Source organism: Agrobacterium larrymoorei (assembly GCF_030819275.1).
GTDB classification, from domain to species: domain Bacteria; phylum Pseudomonadota; class Alphaproteobacteria; order Rhizobiales; family Rhizobiaceae; genus Agrobacterium; species Agrobacterium larrymoorei_B.
Genome location: NZ_JAUTBL010000002.1, coordinates 366402 through 383095, shown reverse-complemented (window position 1 = coordinate 383095; position 16694 = coordinate 366402). Strand labels below are relative to the sequence as shown.

General features: G+C 59.0%; 16 protein-coding genes and 1 pseudogene. 10 read left to right on the top strand and 7 right to left on the bottom strand.

Annotation, left to right across the window (positions count from 1 at the left end):
• Positions 1-27: 27 nt before the first annotated feature.
• Positions 28-2547, bottom strand: coding sequence for a ligase-associated DNA damage response DEXH box helicase (locus QE408_RS10450; protein WP_373465534.1), 2520 nt, complete (start codon positions 2545-2547; stop codon positions 28-30).
• Positions 2548-2653: 106 nt separating this feature from the next.
• On the opposite strand from QE408_RS10450, the gene QE408_RS10445 reads away from it, so the two are divergent.
• Positions 2654-3154: an RrF2 family transcriptional regulator gene (locus QE408_RS10445; protein ID WP_306930901.1), complete on the top strand. Its 501-nt coding sequence runs from the start codon at positions 2654-2656 to the stop codon at positions 3152-3154.
• A gap of 88 nt (positions 3155-3242) precedes the next feature.
• Positions 3243-3704, top strand: coding sequence for a carboxymuconolactone decarboxylase family protein (locus QE408_RS10440; RefSeq protein WP_306930899.1), 462 nt, complete (start codon positions 3243-3245; stop codon positions 3702-3704).
• A 21-nt stretch (positions 3705-3725) separates the two neighbouring features.
• On the opposite strand, the gene QE408_RS10435 is transcribed toward QE408_RS10440, so the two are convergent.
• From QE408_RS10435 to QE408_RS10425, 3 genes and pseudogenes are all read right to left on the bottom strand, one after another.
• Complete coding sequence (locus QE408_RS10435; RefSeq protein ID WP_306934761.1) at positions 3726-4358, bottom strand: YitT family protein; 633 nt, start codon at positions 4356-4358, stop codon at positions 3726-3728.
• A gap of 68 nt (positions 4359-4426) precedes the next feature.
• Positions 4427-5038 (bottom strand): YitT family protein, encoded by a 612-nt coding sequence (locus QE408_RS10430; RefSeq protein ID WP_306934760.1) that lies wholly within the window; start codon positions 5036-5038, stop codon positions 4427-4429.
• A gap of 193 nt (positions 5039-5231) precedes the next feature.
• Positions 5232-6177: pseudogene (locus QE408_RS10425) on the bottom strand (methyltransferase domain-containing protein).
• A 214-nt stretch (positions 6178-6391) separates the two neighbouring features.
• On the opposite strand from QE408_RS10425, the gene QE408_RS10420 reads away from it, so the two are divergent.
• Positions 6392-6655, top strand: a complete 264-nt coding sequence (locus QE408_RS10420; RefSeq protein ID WP_062427020.1) for a DUF6460 domain-containing protein — start codon at positions 6392-6394, stop codon at positions 6653-6655.
• A 1-nt stretch (position 6656) separates the two neighbouring features.
• Positions 6657-7154 carry a CAP domain-containing protein gene (locus QE408_RS10415; protein WP_306930897.1) on the top strand — a complete coding sequence of 166 codons (498 nt, stop codon included), beginning with the start codon at positions 6657-6659 and terminating at the stop codon, positions 7152-7154.
• Between the two features lie 87 nt (positions 7155-7241).
• Here the strand turns inward: QE408_RS10415 and QE408_RS10410 are convergent, their stop codons facing one another.
• Together QE408_RS10410 and QE408_RS10405 are read right to left on the bottom strand one after the other, a co-directional pair.
• On the bottom strand, positions 7242-8330 hold the full coding sequence (locus QE408_RS10410; protein WP_306930895.1) for a quinone-dependent dihydroorotate dehydrogenase: 1089 nt from the start codon (positions 8328-8330) through the stop codon (positions 7242-7244).
• A 2-nt stretch (positions 8331-8332) separates the two neighbouring features.
• Entirely contained in the window at positions 8333-8683 is a 351-nt protein-coding gene (locus QE408_RS10405; RefSeq protein ID WP_306930892.1) for a DUF952 domain-containing protein, read from the bottom strand.
• A gap of 213 nt (positions 8684-8896) precedes the next feature.
• Between QE408_RS10405 and QE408_RS10400 the strand changes: the two genes are divergently transcribed.
• Positions 8897-9547, top strand: coding sequence for a response regulator transcription factor (locus tag QE408_RS10400; RefSeq protein WP_306930891.1), 651 nt, complete (start codon positions 8897-8899; stop codon positions 9545-9547).
• 31 nt (positions 9548-9578) lie between these two features.
• Here the strand turns inward: QE408_RS10400 and QE408_RS10395 are convergent, their stop codons facing one another.
• A complete protein-coding gene (locus QE408_RS10395) occupies positions 9579-10343 on the bottom strand; it encodes a transporter substrate-binding domain-containing protein (protein WP_306934759.1) in 765 nt (254 codons plus the stop codon).
• Between the two features lie 441 nt (positions 10344-10784).
• Here QE408_RS10395 and QE408_RS10390 point away from each other — a divergent pair, with 441 nt between their 5' ends.
• The 5 genes from QE408_RS10390 to QE408_RS10370 all read left to right on the top strand — a co-directional run bounded on the left by QE408_RS10390 (position 10785) and on the right by QE408_RS10370 (position 16086).
• Entirely contained in the window at positions 10785-12128 is a 1344-nt protein-coding gene (locus QE408_RS10390; RefSeq protein WP_306930889.1) for an extracellular solute-binding protein, read from the top strand.
• 69 nt (positions 12129-12197) lie between these two features.
• On the top strand, positions 12198-13088 hold the full coding sequence (locus QE408_RS10385) for a carbohydrate ABC transporter permease (protein ID WP_306930888.1): 891 nt from the start codon (positions 12198-12200) through the stop codon (positions 13086-13088).
• A 7-nt stretch (positions 13089-13095) separates the two neighbouring features.
• The gene (gene ugpE / locus QE408_RS10380; protein ID WP_306930886.1) at positions 13096-13983 is read left to right on the top strand and encodes a sn-glycerol-3-phosphate ABC transporter permease UgpE; all 888 of its coding nucleotides are present in this window, start codon (positions 13096-13098) and stop codon (positions 13981-13983) included.
• A 28-nt stretch (positions 13984-14011) separates the two neighbouring features.
• Positions 14012-15142, top strand: a complete 1131-nt coding sequence (ugpC, locus tag QE408_RS10375; protein ID WP_306930884.1) for a sn-glycerol-3-phosphate ABC transporter ATP-binding protein UgpC — start codon at positions 14012-14014, stop codon at positions 15140-15142.
• A 38-nt stretch (positions 15143-15180) separates the two neighbouring features.
• Entirely contained in the window at positions 15181-16086 is a 906-nt protein-coding gene (locus tag QE408_RS10370) for a sugar phosphate isomerase/epimerase family protein (RefSeq protein WP_306930882.1), read from the top strand.
• Positions 16087-16694: the final 608 nt, after the last annotated feature.

The following is a 16694-nucleotide window of genomic DNA, read 5'->3' as shown; positions in this document are numbered from 1 at the left end:
TCTTCCGGCGTGGCCTTCGAAAGAAGCCTACGCCATCGCCTCGGCGATCAGCTCGTCGGCGGCTTCGGCCAGCACATCGTCCTGCGCTTGTCCCACAACCGTTTCGCGACCGATTTCCAGCATCACGGGAACGGCAAGCGGGGAGACATGGTCCAGAGCGCAGTGATGCGTGTGGCCTTTGATTCGCCTTAGCATATCGCCAAGTCGAGCAATGTCCAAAAGTCCAGCCGAAGCATCGCGTCGCGTGGCTTCCAGCAGGATGTGGTCCGGCTCATGGCTACGAAGAACGTCATAAATAAGGTCGGCCGACACCGTAACCTGACGCCCGGTCTTTTCCTTGCCGGGATGACGGCGTTCGATCAGTCCTGCGATGACCGCGCAATTGCGGAAGGTGCGTTTCAAAAGATAGGATTCATCGAGCCAGGCTTCGAGGTCGTCACCCAGCATATCCTCATCCAGAAGGTCGGCAAGAGACAGCCGGCGCGATTGGAGGCGCTGTCCCATATCCTCCATCGCCCAGACGGCGAGCGAATAGTCGGTTGCCACGAATCCCATGGGCTTTGCCCCTGCCCGCTCCAGTCTGCGGGTTAGAAGCATGCCGAGCGTCTGGTGTGCCAGTCGGCCTTCGAAGGGATACATGACCATGAAGAAGCGCTTGCGAAACGGAAAGGTCTCGACCAGCAACTCGTCCCGCTTCGGGATGATCGACTTTTCCTTCTGGATCGCCAGCCAGTCGCGGACCTGATCGGGCAGGGTATGCCAACGCGTGGGGTCGGCGAGCATGGAGCGCACCTGGTCCGCCAGATAGGTGGAGAGCGGAAACTTGCCCCCGGCATAGGAAGGGATCTTCGGGTCCATGGAGAAGGCTTGGCTGACGAGACATTCATTCTCTCGGATGCCTTCGAAGCGCAGGACCTTGCCGGCAAAGAGGAAGGTATCGCCCTGGACCAGTTGCTCGAGAAAATGCTCTTCCACCTTCCCGAGCGACATGCCGCCACGCCCGAGCGTGCCCTTGGCATTGGGCTTGACCATGCGGACATTCAGCTCGGCGGCTTCGACGATGGTGCCAAGGTTCAGACGATATTGCTGTGCGACCTGCGGATTGGAGACGCGCCAGCGCCCATCCTTCATCTGGCGGATGCGGGCATAGCGTTCATAGGTGCGCAGCGCATAGCCGCCGGTGGCGGTGAAATCCACCACGCGGTCGAACATCTCGCGCGACAGATCGGCATAGGGAGAGGCGCTGGTCACTTCGCGATAAAGCTCGTCCGCGTCGAAGGGTTCGGCGCAGGCCATGCCGAGCACATGCTGTGCCAGCACATCCAGCGCGCCCTCGGCTATCGGTGGGGTATCCTGCGCGCCGATGTAATTCGCATCGAGGGCCGCGCGGCATTCCATCACCTCGAAACGGTTGGCGGGAACGAGGATCGCCTTGGAGGGCTCATCCATGCGGTGATTGGCGCGCCCGATTCGCTGCGCAAGGCGGCTTGCGCCCTTCGGCGCGCCAACATGCACGACGAGATCGACATCGCCCCAGTCGATCCCGAGGTCGAGCGTCGAGGTGGCGACGACGGCGCGCAGCTTGTTATCCGCCATGGCCTGTTCCACCTTGCGCCGCTGCCCGGCATCCAGCGAGCCGTGGTGCAGCGCGATTGGCAGATTGTCGTCATTGATCGTCCAGAGTTCCTGAAAGATCCGCTCGGCCTGCGAGCGGGTATTGACGAAGATCAGCGTCGTCTGGTGGTCTTTGATCTCAGGATAGAGATCCTGCATGGCATAACGCGCCGAGTGGCCGGACCAGGGAATGCGCTCCTCCGTCTGCAGGATGGCAATATCCGGCTTCGCGCCGCCCTCGACGGTGATCAATCCCGCCGGTGGTTCGCCTTCCACCTGCGGCGCGAGGTAACGCTGGAGATCCATCGGATCTGCCACGGTTGCCGAAAGGCCAATGGTGCGCATGGCAGGCGCGTGGCGGCGGATGCGGGCGAGCGCCAGCGACAGGAGATGGCCGCGCTTGGAGGTGACGAGTGAGTGCAACTCGTCCAGCACCACATATTTCAGATCCTTGAAGAAGCGCTCGGCCTCTTTGTTGGCGAGCAGCAGCGAGACCTGCTCGGGCGTCGTCAGCAGAATGTCCGGGGGTTTAAGCTTCTGCCGCTGCCGCTTGCCCTGCGGTGTGTCGCCGGTGCGGGTTTCTACCGTGATCGGCAGGCCCATCTCCGAGACCGGCTTCATCAGGTTGCGCTCGATATCGACGGCGAGCGCTTTCAGTGGCGAGATATAAAGCGTGTGGACGCCGACAAAGGTAGAGCCCGGCGCCACCTTGCCGCGCTCGGCCAGATCGGTCAGGGACGCCATGAAACCGCCAAGCGTCTTGCCGGCGCCGGTCGGCGCAATCAACAACATGTTTTCGCCAGCCCGTGCCCGGGCGGACAATTCCAGCTGATGCGCACGCGGGCTCCAGCCCTTTTCCGCAAACCATTTCTGGAAGGGCAGAGGCAGTGTACCGGCACTTTTCGTCAATATGGGCGGATCGATGTGTTTCACCCTTCTAAAGTAGTGAAACTCTTCCAAAAAAGAAGAGCCTTCAGGCGCCACTTGACAGAGCCGATTAATCGCGGATAAATAATATCCATGATTAAGGAGGCCACCGATGAAAATGAGCGATGGCGTGGAACAGGCCATCCACAGCGTTGCAATGCTCGCCTCGCTTTCACCCGACGGCGTGCTGTCAGCGGCGGCATTGGCGGAGTTTCATGGCGTCTCGACCAGCTATCTGCTGAAGCACCTTCAGTCGCTTTCCGGTGCCGGGATTCTGGCAACCGTTCCCGGCCCGAAGGGCGGCTACAGGCTGGCGAAGCCACCCGAGGCCATCACGCTTCTCGATATCGTGCTCGCAGTGGAAGGCCCGGCACCCGCTTTCCGCTGCGCCGAAATCCGTCAACGGGGACCTAACCCCTTGCCTGACCGCTATTTCAGCAAACCCTGCGGCATCAATGCCGCCATGCTGAAGGCGGAGAAGGCCTATCGCGCCGAGCTTGCCAAGACAACCGTGGCGGATATTCGCGAGGACTTGGCGCAGAACGATGATGGCGGGATCGCCGCACGCGGATGCGCCTTTCTGGAACTGAACGAGCGCAAGACGACGCGCTGAGACAAGCACTTCTGCAATTCCATGACGGACAGGCAACCGCCTGTTCGAACGATGACGCATGACCAAAAGCAACCAAGGAGATAGGACTATGGAAACGAGACTGAACCATACCAAGGCATCGCCCGAATCCTACAAGGCCATTCTGGCGCTCGAAACATTCATCCAGAATTGCGGGCTGGAGCGCCGCTTCGTTCACCTCATCAAACTGCGCGCCTCCATCATCAATGGCTGCGCCTATTGCGTGGACATGCATGTGAAGGAAAGCCGCCGGGACGGGCTGTCGGAGCAATGGATCAACCTGATGAGCGTGTGGCGGGAATCGACCGTTTACACAGCGCAGGAAAGAGCCTTGCTCGGCTGGGTGGATGCGGTGACGAAGATTGCCGAGACCGGCGCGCCGGATGGTGATTTCGAAGCGTTGAGAGCGCATTTCAGCGAAGAGGAGATCGTCAAGATCACGCTTGCCATCGGTACGATCAACAGCTGGAACCGCATTGCCGTCGGCTTCAGGATGCAGCATCCGGTCGATGCTGCCGCAAAGGCCGCCTGACATTCCTTGCCGAAGCGACTGCTACATTGCGATGTAGCGGTCGTTTCTGTGATTGATGGCGATCACCAGATTCATCACCAATGCGCCAAGAACCGAGCAAAGAATGACGAAGGGCGTGGCGATGAAGAAGGACGCCAGCAGCACCATGCCATCGAAGGCCAGCTGGATGAAGCCAGCCCGCCAACCGAAGCGATCCTGCAGATAGAGCGCCAGAATGCCGAAGCCTCCAAGGCTGGCGCGGTGACGGAAAAGCGCCAGCATTCCCGCTGCGACGGTCAAACCGCCGAATAGCGCAGCGGCGATGGGATTGATCGATTGGAAGGCGAAGAGTCGCGGCATCATGTCGGATAGCACCGCCGTCAGGGCGATGGCGCTAAAGGTCTTGACCGTGAACGCAAGGCCAAGGCGACGAAAGGCGAGATAGTAGAAGGGCAGGTTGACCAGGAAGAAGATGAGACCGAACTGCACGTCCGTTGCATAGTGGACGAGGAACGCGAGGCCCACGGTGCCGCCTGTCAGCAGACCAGCGGCGGAAAACAGGGTGACGCCGAGCGACGCCAACATGGCTCCGGCTAGAACACCCTGAACATCTTCCAGCAGAGAATGCCGGTCGGGCGTCGTAGCCCACAGCCTTGCACGGTTCTTCCAGATCATATCGCGCATTGCCATCCCCACGATTGCGACAGGCTTTCCTTGCGCCAACGCGGGCCGGATTTCAAGCGTCAGCGCACCACGATGTAGCGGTCGGAGCGGTGATTGATGGCCAGGAACATGTTGAGGAAGAAGGCGCCGACGATGGAGTAGAGCACCGTCTTCGGTTCGATGACGGCAAAGGCGGCGATCATCACGCAGGTGTCGAAGGCAAGCTGGATCAGACCGGCACGGATGCCGAAACGATCCTGAATGTAGATAGCCAGAATGCCGATGCCGCCAAGGCTGGCGCGATGGCGGTAGAGCGCAAGAAGACCGTAACCGAGGAGAAGTCCGCCGAGAATGGCAGCCCAAAGCGGATTGACGCTGTCGATGACCATCCAGCGCGATTCTAGTTCCGTCAGCACGGAGACCAAACCGATGGCGATGAAGGTTTTCAGTGAGAAGGCAAGGCCGAGACGACGGAAGGAAAGGTAGTAAAACGGCAGATTGACGATGAAGAACAGCAGGCCGAAGCTGATGCCGAAGCTATAATGGATGAGGAAGGCGACGCCCGCAGTGCCACCCGTCAGAAGGCCGACCTTGTTCAGGATGTAAAAGCCAAGCGCCGAAACGATGCTCCCGGTGACGATGCCCTGCACGTCCTCGATCGGTGAATGCTTGGCCGGATCCACACTCCACATGCCATAGACGCTTCTGGTGAATGCCATGCGAAATCCCCTCGATAGGACCTGATTTTGTTGATGGTCTTCGCGTCCTTTTCACAAGGTATAAGCTGCTGCGGAGACGGCTTATTTTGCACCGCAAAATAACGCGCGACAACCGCTATATGTCAGCTCTCCTGACCAATCGCCAAAATGGCAAGAAACGAAAAGATCAGGCGGGTTTTCTGGCAAGAAACAGAATGCCGGAAAGCGGTTTTCCGGCATCTTTTCGGATGATCGTTTTTCGGATCTGGAGGATTTCCATGCCGAAGGCGGCAAGAAGATTGCTCACATAGGTTTGCGAGTGCGCGTAGCGGAGCGACGGCTGGAGGATAAAACCGCCTTCGTCGCCCGCATCTTCCACCGAAAAGGCGAAGAGGCCTCCCGGTTGAAGCAGGGCGATAACCAACGGCATGACCGTTTCGAGGCTGCCGAGGTACATCATCACGTCGGCAGCGGCGACGAGATCGGCACGGCCTTTTTGAAGCCCATCGGCAAAGAGGCCGGATGTATCCTCATCAAGAGAAAGATCGGCCTGCGAGAGATGGTGGTAGATGCCCTTCTCTTCCGCCTTTGCCAGCATGTTGGTGGAAATGTCGAAGCCTTCCAGCCGCTCGGTCCAGTCGCAGATTTCGACACCGAGCAATCCTGTGCCACAGCCGATATCGACTGCGCAGCGAAAGCGCTTGCCCTCTGGACGCGCTGTCTCAATCAAAGCGGCCAACTTCTCCGGCACGCTATAATCGAGTTTCTTCACCAGTGAGGTTTCGAACCGATCGGCATAGTCGTCGAAAAGGCCTTCTACATAGCGGCTCGGTGGCTGCTCTGGCGTTTCGGCTGCGCCCAACACCGCAAGCTTCAGAGGAGCTGCAAATATTCCCTCCGAATCGAGTTCGGCCACTTTTTCATAGGCTTTCACCGCATTATCGTGCTGACCTGCCTTTTCACTATACTCTCCCAGCCGAAACCAGCCTGCTGCCCAAAGTGGGGCAAGTTCGAGTGCCTGTTCGATCAGTTCCGCAGCGGCTTGGTGGGTCGCCGCTTTCTGCCAGCATACGGGCGTAGTCGGCACGACGATCAGCAATGACGTCGCCGGAGGAATGCTGGTTCTGGGCCATTCACGAATTTTTCCTGAAAGAGGTGGGCTCTCTTTCATCAAGCCATAAAAAAACTCAAGTCCTATTTCATCGCAAAGCCCGGATGGACAAAGTAAAGACCGTGATGCTTGCATCGAAGCGGCACGCTTCATATGTCTTGATCAAGATTTGAAAGTGCATGTCATCGCCGCAAGGATGCGGGTTTGGTCGACGGCATGCTGTAGGAGATTTGCTGATGGCCGGTGAGGTCAACAAGGTGCTGGGTGACAGCGTTGGGCGCACGATCGTCAAGCTGCTGGTGATATCGCTGATCGTCGGATTCCTGATGGCCGTCTTCGGCCTGACGCCGTGGAGCATCATCTATGGTGTCCGCGATTTCGTTCTGAACATCTGGTATTCGGGCTTCCACGCGCTTGGCAGCATCGGCGACTATCTTCTGGCGGGCGCTGTCATCGTCATTCCCGTCTTCATCGTTCTCAGACTTCTAAGCTTGCGTTGATATGACCGACCATTCCCTGACGACCCTTTCCCGGCGCGGCTTCGTGCTGCTTTCTGCTGGCTCCGTTCTTTCGGCCTGCGTTTCCGTTCCCACCAACAAGGGCCTGCCCTCCGGTACGCGCGACGAGACGGCAGCAGCACTACCCATGGTCAACGAGCTTCGCCGCTCGAAAGGTCTTTCGACGCTCTCCGCCAATCCGGCGGCACAGCAGGCGGCCATTTATCAGGCCAACCGCATGGTGAAGGCGCAGAAGATGGCGCACCTCATCGGCATCACCGACAGCTTTCTCATCCGCATGAAAAACGGCAACGTGCCTCTGCCCGCCGCAGAAAACGTCGCCGCGGGCCAGGATACGGTCGAGCGCGTGGTCAAGGCCTGGATCGGCTCGCCGCATCACTTGGAAAACATGCTCGGCAATTACGGCGGCCTGGGCGTTGCGGTGGCCTATGATAGCGCGGCGAAAAACCGGCCCTATTGGGCGATGGTGCTTTGCGCTTGATGCGCTTTCAGCCCGTCCTCAACGGAATCTGACGTCGGTCGCCACGCTCTCTTCCATCATCCTAAATACGATGACCCCGGAACCGTCTCAGATCGACCGCGCCGCCCAGCTTTCCACGGAACTATCACGCAGTTCCCGGATGTTCCTGATCCCGTCCCGCTCCAGCCTGCTCGACAGGCCTCGGATAATCGTGCCCGGCAGGCCTGGTCCCTCATAGACCATGCAGGAATAAAGCTGCACGAGATCGGCGCCTGCCTTGATCTTTTCGAGGGCAGTCTCTGCCGACGACACACCGCCGACGCCGATGATCGGCAGGTCCGGTCCGACGCGTTTGCGCATCTTTGCCAGCACCGCTGTGGAGCGTTCGAAGAGCGGCTTGCCTGACAAGCCACCGGCTTCCTGGTTGTTGCTGCCCGGCACCAGACCGTCGCGTGACAGGGTGGTATTGGAGACGATCAGGCCATCCAGCCTGTGAGACAGAACCTCGGCTGCAATGTCATCCAGCCCCTCCTCGGTCAGATCGGGGGCGATCTTCAGGAAGACGGGGATGTGACGGGACAATTTCTCGGCCTCGCGATCGCGCTGCGCCAGCACGGCGGAAAGAAGCGCCGAAAGGCTTTCGCGTGCCTGAAGATCACGAAGGCCCGGCGTGTTGGGCGAGGAAATGTTGGCCGTGAAATAGGAGGCAACGGAAGAGAAGGTTTCGATGCCCTTCACGTAATCGGCGATGCGGTCATCGCTGTCCTTGTTGGCGCCGATATTCACACCGACGATGCCGCGCAGACCCGCCGCAATCAGACGCGAAAGTGCCGCTGCATGGCCTTCGTTATTGAAGCCAAGGCGGTTGATGACCGCCTCGTTTTCCACCAGCCGGAAAATGCGCGGCTTTGGATTGCCAGCCTGCGCGCGCGGAGTCACCGTGCCGATCTCGGTAAAGCCGAAGCCGAGCTTGAGGAGTGGGCCGGGAACTTCGGCATTCTTGTCATAGCCTGCCGCCATGCCAAGTGGATTGGGGAAAACCAGTCCTGCCACCGTCTGTTGCAGGCGCGGATCATGCGGCACGTGGCAGGTGGGGATGAAACCGCTGCGCAAAGCTGCAATCGACATGCCATGCGCGACTTCGGGGTCAAGCAGGAAGAGGCCCTTGCGTCCAAGGGAGGAGAACAATCCGCTCATGCTCAAATCTCCGGAAACTGGTGGGCGCCATCGTCACCCAGCGTCAGGGTCGTTTCCCACAGCACGGCATTGAGCGGAAGCTCGCCATAGAGATGCGGAAAGAGATCGCCGCCACGCGATGGTTCGAACACCAGCTTGTCACCAAGAGCCCCGCCATCGACTGCGATGAGAAGCAAATCCTGCTGATCGGCAAAGTGGCGGGCCGCCGTTTCCTTCACCTGATCGGCCGTGGAGAAATGGATGTAGCCATCGGTCAGATCGATGGCTGCCCCTTTGAAAACGCCCTCATGCTTTGCTTTCTGCCACAGGGCATCCGGCACGATCTTGTAGATGACAGGGGGCGTCTGGCTCATCGGGCATCTCCTTCATGTCAGGGCGGTTTGCCGCAAATGGTATCTGTTGTCCATCGCTTCACACAGATTTTTATCGTCGACGAGCATGTGGTGAGGCTTCACCGCAATTGAAGGCTTGTGTTGCGGCCAATTTGGCGCAATCTTAACGGCGCAGTCGCCTGTCGGCCTGCGGGAGGAAGAGTCGCATGAAATGCTCTTGGGAGGGGGCGCGGCATGGCAGAACTCACGATTATCATTGCGGATGACCATCCGCTGTTTCGCGGCGCTCTGCGTCAGGCAGTGGGTGGTCTCGAAGGCAACAATAGCTTTATCGAAGCGGGCGATTTCGACGATGCGAGACGCTGCGCGGAAGAGCAGCCGGACGCCGATCTGATGCTGCTCGATCTTGCCATGCCAGGCGTCAGCGGCTTTTCCGGCCTGATGTCGTTACGCGCAGAATTTTCCAGCCTGCCGATCATCATCGTTTCGGCCACCGACGATCCGGCCACCATGCGTCGCGCCATCGAGCTTGGCGCGTCGGGCTTCATTTCCAAATCCTCCGGCATTGACGACATTCGCACAGCCATCCGGACCGTGCTGGAAGGCGATGTCTGGATTCCGGCGTCCTGTCAGTCCAGCCGCGATCAGGACGCCGATATGACGGACCTGATCAACAGGCTGAGGACGCTGACGCCGCAGCAGAGCCGTGTGCTCGGGATGCTTGCGGAAGGCTTGCTCAACAAGCAGATCGCCTATGAGTTGAATGTCTCCGAAGCGACGATCAAAGCGCATGTATCGGCCATTTTGCTGAAGCTCAATGTGGACAGTCGCACGCAGGCGGTGATTCAGCTTTCGAAGCTCAATCAACCTGCGCTTGTCGCTTAGGAGACTGACACCGCCTCCACGTCTGCGAACGTCAGAAAAGCCCGTACGGGAAATAGCGGCGGTAGATTTCCTCCAGCCGCCCGTTGCGCGAAAGGGCTGCGAGGGCCTGGTCGAAGGCTGGCACGAGTTTGTTTTCAGGATCGACCGTCATGATCGAGAGCCCCTCGCCCAGAAATTTGTCCGACATATAAGGGCCGTCAAACATGGCGCAGCAATTGTCCGACGCGGTGCCCGCCACCCAGAAGGGCAGACGCAGACTGTCGGCAAAGACCGCATCGACCTTGCCGGTCTTCAGCGCCTCATACATGGGCTCATAGCCGGCGAAGCCCGTGGCGACGACCTTGGGGAAGAACGCTTTCAGCATCGCTTCATGGCGCGAATTGCTGACGACGCCGACTTTCTTGCCGGTGAGTGCCGCCGATGCCGATTGCCCTTCCAGCTTGGCGGCTTTTGACACTGCGAAACGCGCCGGCAGAAGCAAATAAGGTCGCGTGAAACTGAAGCTCTTGCGCAGATCCGACGTCGAGGCAACGCCCGACATCACGGCCTCTCCTTCGCCCAGCTCCAGCGCGGCCTCCAGTTCATCGAAGGGCAGCGCCTGAACCTGGCACTTGCTCTCGATCTTCAACTGCGCGCAGATCTCGCGGGCGAGATCGACATGGAAGCCCACCAGCCTGCCGTCCTGATCGGTGAAATTGAAGGGCGGAAAATCGACCGACATCAGAAACCGGACGCGGGGAATGGACGAGATATCCGCACCCGGAAGACGTTCCTGCTTGTCGAACAGCACCGGCAGGTTTCCGCTTTCGGCAAGTGCTGCGCCGCTCAGCGCAAATGCGGTCATGCACAAAATCGACGTTCGAAGACCGAGATTTTTCAATCGTGCCATCAAAGAGCGCATTCAGATGATCCGGCCCGGTATGAAGTAAAAGCGCCATCGTTCAGGGGCTGGCACGATGGTGCAGGTCAGTGACTACGCGTGTGATTATACATAAGATTCGCGCAAAGCGATGCCGTCGGGGCAAGAAATTGCGGAGCCTCGACGCATCCCTCATTAAGAGCTTGGTTGTGATCCTTCGATGGCCGGGTGACCCTCAAGATGACAAGCCCGTCATCTAATATTCAAGAAAACGTCCGCGACCTGTCATACAGCATTGTTAGGACGGCGCCGGTTTTGCTCGCTGGGCCGAAAAATTCCGCGACCAGGCCATCGTTCCTTTCCAACGAGGCTCCCCTCATGAAAACGTCGACCCTTTCTTCCTTCGTGGCATCGCTTGCTGTCGCAGCCGCGCTTGGCACTACGGCCGCCCATGCTGAAAAGACAAAATTCGAGTTCTGGTACGGCCTCTCCGGCGATCTCGGCGAGCGCGTGCAGGACGCCTGCAAGAAGTTCAACGCGTCGCAGCCGGATTATGAAATCGTCTGCACCTCGCAGAACAGCTATGACGCGACGCTGCAGAATACGATTGCTGCCTACCGCGCCAAGAAGCAGCCGACCATCGCGCAGATTTATGACGCAGGCACGCTGGACATGATGCTGTCCAAGGCCTTCGTTCCGGCCAAAAAGCTGATGGCCGACAATGGCTACAAGATCGACTGGAACAACTATTTCCCCGGCATTGCCAACTACTACGCGAGTGCTTCCGGTGAGCTGAACTCCTTCCCGTTCAATTCCTCGACCGCCGTTTTCTATTACAATATCAGCGCCTTCGAGAAGGCCGGCGTGACCGGCAAGCCGGAGACCTGGGAAGATGTGGCCGAGGCCGCCAAGAAGCTGAAGGCTGCCGGTTACGAATGCCCGCTGGCATTCAACTTCGATCCCTGGCCGCTGGTCGAACAGTTTTCCGCCATCCACGACCAGCCGATCGCGACCGAAGGCAATGGCTATAAGGGCCTGAATGCGGAACTCGTGGTCAACAAGACCAAGGTCGTTGATGAACTGAAGTTCTTCAAGAAGATGCAGGACGAGAAGCTCTTCGTCGTCAAGACCAAGACGCTCGGCATGGATCCAATCCCCTCCTTCACATCGCAGACATGCCAGATGGCGATGAGCTCGATTGCCGACCACGGCACCGTCGGCAAGACGCTGCCGGAAGGCGTGAAGTGGGATGTCGCCATGTTGCCGGTCTTCAAGGGCACCGAGCGCAAGAAGTCGCTCGTTGGCGGCGCTTCGCTGTGGGTCATGGCTGGCCGTCCGGACGCGGAATACAAGGGTGCTGCGGCATTCCTCAACTTCATCGCCCAGCCGGACATGGTCGAATGGTGGTCCACCGTCACCGGCTACATTCCCGTCACCAAGACCGGCTTCGAGAGCATGAAGAAGAACGGCTTCTACGACAAGGCGCCGTATAAGGGCCGTGAAATCGCCATTGAAAGCCTGACGCTGACCGAGCCGACCGACACGACGCGCGGCATCCGCCTCGGCAATTTCACGCAGATCCGCAAGGAACTCTCCACGGCACTTGAGGCGATCTACATGCAGAACGGCGACGTTCAGCAGGAACTCGACAAGGCTGTCGAGCGCTCCAATGTCGGCCTGCGCCGCTTCGAAAAGACCTTTGCCGGCGTTTCCATCAACTAAGCGCTCCCCCAAAAGTGCCACCCGTCAACGCGGGTGGCACGACAATCCAGATTGTCTATTGGAATTTCCATGGAAAAGCGCTCCGTCTTCAAGAGCACCTGGCTACCCCTGCTTTTTGCCCTGCCGCAGCTCGTCCTCATTGCCCTATTCTTCTATTGGCCCGCCGTGGCTGTGGTAAACTGGGCCTTCACGCTGGAGCCGCCTTTCGGTGGGGCCGCGGAGTTTGTCGGGCTTGCCAATTTCTGCGAGACCTTCGCCGATCCACTTTACTGGAACTCGGTCACCGTTAGTCTGATCTTTGCGATTGTCGGCCCGTTCTTCGCCATTCTCATCGGGCTTACCCTTGCGCTGGCGGTCGATCGACAACTGCCGGGCTCCGGTTTCTTCCGCGTTCTCTACATATTGCCCTTTGCGATTGCCGGTCCGGCAGCGGGCATGGCGTTTCGCTTCATCCTGTCGCCGGAACGCGGGCTCGCCGCCTCGCTGAACGCCATCTATCCAGATATCTGGAACCCGGCGAAATATGGCAGCCATGCCTTGGCGCTGGTCATCATCATCTTCATCTGGAAGTGGGCAGGCTATACCTTCATCTTCCTGCTGGCCGGACTGCAATCGGTGCCGCGAAGCCTGACGGAAGCGGCTGCGATGGATGGCTCCGGGCCAATCCGCCGCGCCATCGATATTCAGGTGCCGCTCCTGGCGCCCACCCTCTTCTTCCTGACCGTGACCATGATGACGGAGGGCTTCGTCGGCTCCGACACATTCGGTATCGTGCACCACACGACCGGCGGCGGTCCGAACCATGCAACCGAGGTCATGGTGTTCCGCATCGTGCAGGAAGCGTTCCAAGGGCTCAACTATTCCGGCGCATCGGCGCAGAGCATCATTCTCATCGGCCTCATCATGGTCTTCACCTTCATCCAGTTCCGCTTCATCGAGCGGCGCGTGCATTACAAGTGAGACGGCGATGATCCAACGCACTCCCTACGCCGATGCCTTTACCTACGGGCTGATGATCATCGGTTTCCTGCTCTTGATCGGCCCCTTCATCGTTATCATTTCCGGCGCCAGCCAGTCGCTGCAGCAGATCAACAGCGTGCCCTTCAGCTTCATGCCAAGCGATCGACTGTTTGAGAACATGCACGCAGCCTGGAACCGCGCCAATCTCGGCAATGCCATGCTCAACAGCTTCATCATGGCCTCGCTGGTAACCGTCGGCAAAGTAGCGCTGTCTGCCCTCACAGCCTTTGCCATCGTCTTCTTCCGCTCGCCGCTGCGGCACGTGTTCTTCTGGACGGTGTTCATTACGCTGATGCTGCCGCTGGAGGTACGTGTGGTGCCAACCTATGCGGTGGCCGCCGACATGTTCCATCCCTTCGCGCTCCTGATCAACGCGGTCTCCGGCATCGACATCAACATCGAGTGGAATCTCTTGAATTCCTATGCGGGCCTGACGCTGCCGCTGATCGCCACCGCCACCGGCACATTTCTCTACCGGCAGTTCTTCATGACGTTGCCGGACGAGCTGGCCGAGGCGGCGCGCATGGATGGCTCCGGACCGATGCGCTTCTTCGTCGATATGATCCTGCCCCTGTCACGCACCAATATGCTGGCGCTGACGACGATCATGTTCGTCTATGGATGGAACCAGTATCTCTGGCCCCTCCTGATGGTGACCGATCCGTCCTACAAGACGGTGATGATGTCGCTCTCCAGCCTCCTCCCTTCCGAAAACGGCACGCCCGACTGGAACGTCACGCTTGCCGGTTCCCTCATCATCATGTTGCCGCCGCTTCTCGTCGTCGGGCTGTTGCAGCGCTGGTTCGTGCGCGGCCTCGTCTCCACCGAGAAATGACAGTTTAAAAGAACAGGAGTGCCAAACCATGGCGCAAATCGACATTCGTCAGGTGCATAAATCCTACGGCAAGACCAAGACGCTGCATGGGGTCGACCTCATCTTTCCGTCCGGAGAATTCGTCGTCATTCTCGGGCCTTCCGGCTGTGGCAAATCCACTCTGCTGCGCATGATTGCCGGGCTGGAAGACATTACGGGCGGCGAAATCGCCATTGCCGGCAAGGTGGTGAACCGCCTGGAACCGCGCGAGCGGGGCTGCGCCATGGTGTTCCAGAACTATGCGCTCTACCCGCATATGACGGTTTCCGACAATATCGGCTATGCGCTGAAGGTCGCAGGCGTCGCCAAGACCGAGCGCCGCCGCAGGATCGAGGAAACGGCGAAGATCGTGGGCCTTTCGGACTATCTGGAGCGCAAGCCCGCGGCATTGTCCGGTGGTCAGCGTCAGCGCGTTGCCATGGCGCGCGCCATCATTCGCGAGCCGGATGTGTTTCTCTTCGATGAGCCGCTGTCCAACCTCGACGCCAAACTGCGCGTCACCATGCGCGCCGAAATCCGCAGGCTGCATCAAAGGCTCTCCGCGACATCGGTGTTCGTCACCCATGATCAGGTTGAAGCGATGACGCTGGCGGACCGGCTGGTGATCATGAACAAGGGCAATGTCGAACAGGTGGGGCAGCCGCTCGACATCTATAACCGACCGGCGAGCACCTTCGTCGCCTCCTTCATCGGCTCTCCCGCCATGAACCTCTTCAATGCCAAGGTGGATCGTGACACTGCTAGCCTAAGCTTCGGCAACTGGTCCAGTTCCATGCCGGTGGAAATCGCACGTGCCGCCTCAGGCGAGGACATCATTGCCGGTATTCGACCGGAGCAGTGCATCGTCACCCGCAATGGCGAAGGGATCTCGGCCGTGGTGGATTTCGTCGAGGAACTCGGCTCCGGTCGCATCGTCTATGCCGATATTCGCGGCCAGATCTTTGCCGCTGCGATTGGCGAAGACCTCACCGTCCGCCCAGGCGACAGGGTCATGCTGCAGTTTCCCGCAGCACATCTGCACTTTTTCGATCCCAGCACCGAACGGCGGATCGATCCCGATCTCGCATCGGCCAACCGAGCCGGCGTCACCCACCAGGATATTCTGGCCCATAGTGCCTGAATGTCGTTAGCTTCATAGAGCGCATCAAGGAAACGCACATGACCTCCATCATTTCCGCCGTCGGCTTTTGCAATGCCACAGGGCGCGGCGATCTCTCCACCCTGGACTCCTCCCTGAAGATCGTTGCCGATACCGGCGCAAGCGCCTGTGAGATTGGCATCTATGGCGAGGAAATCATTTCCGGCGGCCGTATCATTGAAGACCGGGCGCAGCGCGTCCGTGATATCGTCAGGCAGTATGCGTTCAAGAAGCTGTCCCTGCACGGCCAGATCGTCTCCAACTTCATGGATCGCGAGCACCTGCATCTGCAGAAAAAGGTCGTTCGCGCCATGCTCGAACTCTGCGACCGGCTGGGTGCTGGCGTGCTCGTCCACCACAGCGGCAACGCGATCCTCACCGATGGCGTGAATGGCAGCGATCTCGACCAGATGGAGCGTGAGGCTCTTTTTGAAATGGCCGAGATTGCCAAGACCTATGGCGTGCGCATCGTGTTGGAAAACATCTTCACCACGGAAGACGGCCAATACCGCCAAACGCCATCGCAAGTGGCCGAGACCGTGAAGGCCGTCGGCCACGACAATCTTGCCGCCCTGATCGACTTCAGCCACGCCTATATTGAATCCACCTTCAAGGGCCTCAATTTCCGCGACGAGCTGCGCGCCATGGCGCCCGTGACCGGCCATCTGCATGTGCATGACAGCTTCGGCCTGCCCTACACGATGAAAAAATTCTACCACCCGGCAGAAGCCACCGCGCTCGGCATCGGCGACCTTCACCTGCCGATCGGCTGGGGCGATATCGACTGGGACGACATCTTCTCCGAACTCACCTTCCTTCCCGACACCACCCTCATCATGGAAATCGGTGCAGAACGCTTTGCCGACCAGCAGCCCGCTTGCCTGGAGCGCGCCATGAAGCTGGCAGATGCGGTGAACAAGCGGTAACGGCCACTCATGAGAGCGAAGGACCGCACGCGCTGGCCCCTCGCGCTCCAAAAATCCTGTCGAGGCACGATGCCGTGACAGGATTGAAGTGCCGATCCTCCCTTCATACCTAAAAGCATGTCGCGCAAAAGTGTGCAGCGGTTTTGCGATAACGACATGCGATAACAAGGACCTAAAGCGTATGAGCGAATCTGAAAGATCGCGATACGCTTTAGACCGCCTGGACCGCGCCTTGATGGGCGCGGCCCCTCACCACTGCCGCATGGTCTGCGTTCTCTAGTCGCTATGAAGGACATTGCCTGATGAAGATGTGGCCCGTGCGCCGACGCACAAGGGAGCGCGGCGCTTGGTATCGACAAGGGCGCGGGCGTGACGGCCAGCGGGAACGGCCCCCTTCGGCCATGCGAAAGAAAAGTGACGCAACCTGCGAAATACACAACCAAAAGAAGAGCATCGATAAAAGTGAAAACTTTTCGTTGACTGCAGCAGAGAACTGCCCTATAGATACATCATCGATCTTTTGCTTGCCGAGCTTTGTCTACCGCGCGATTGGCACCGCGCTCTAAGCGAACTTCTCTTTCAAAAATAGTCGGTTTTTACCCGCGTGG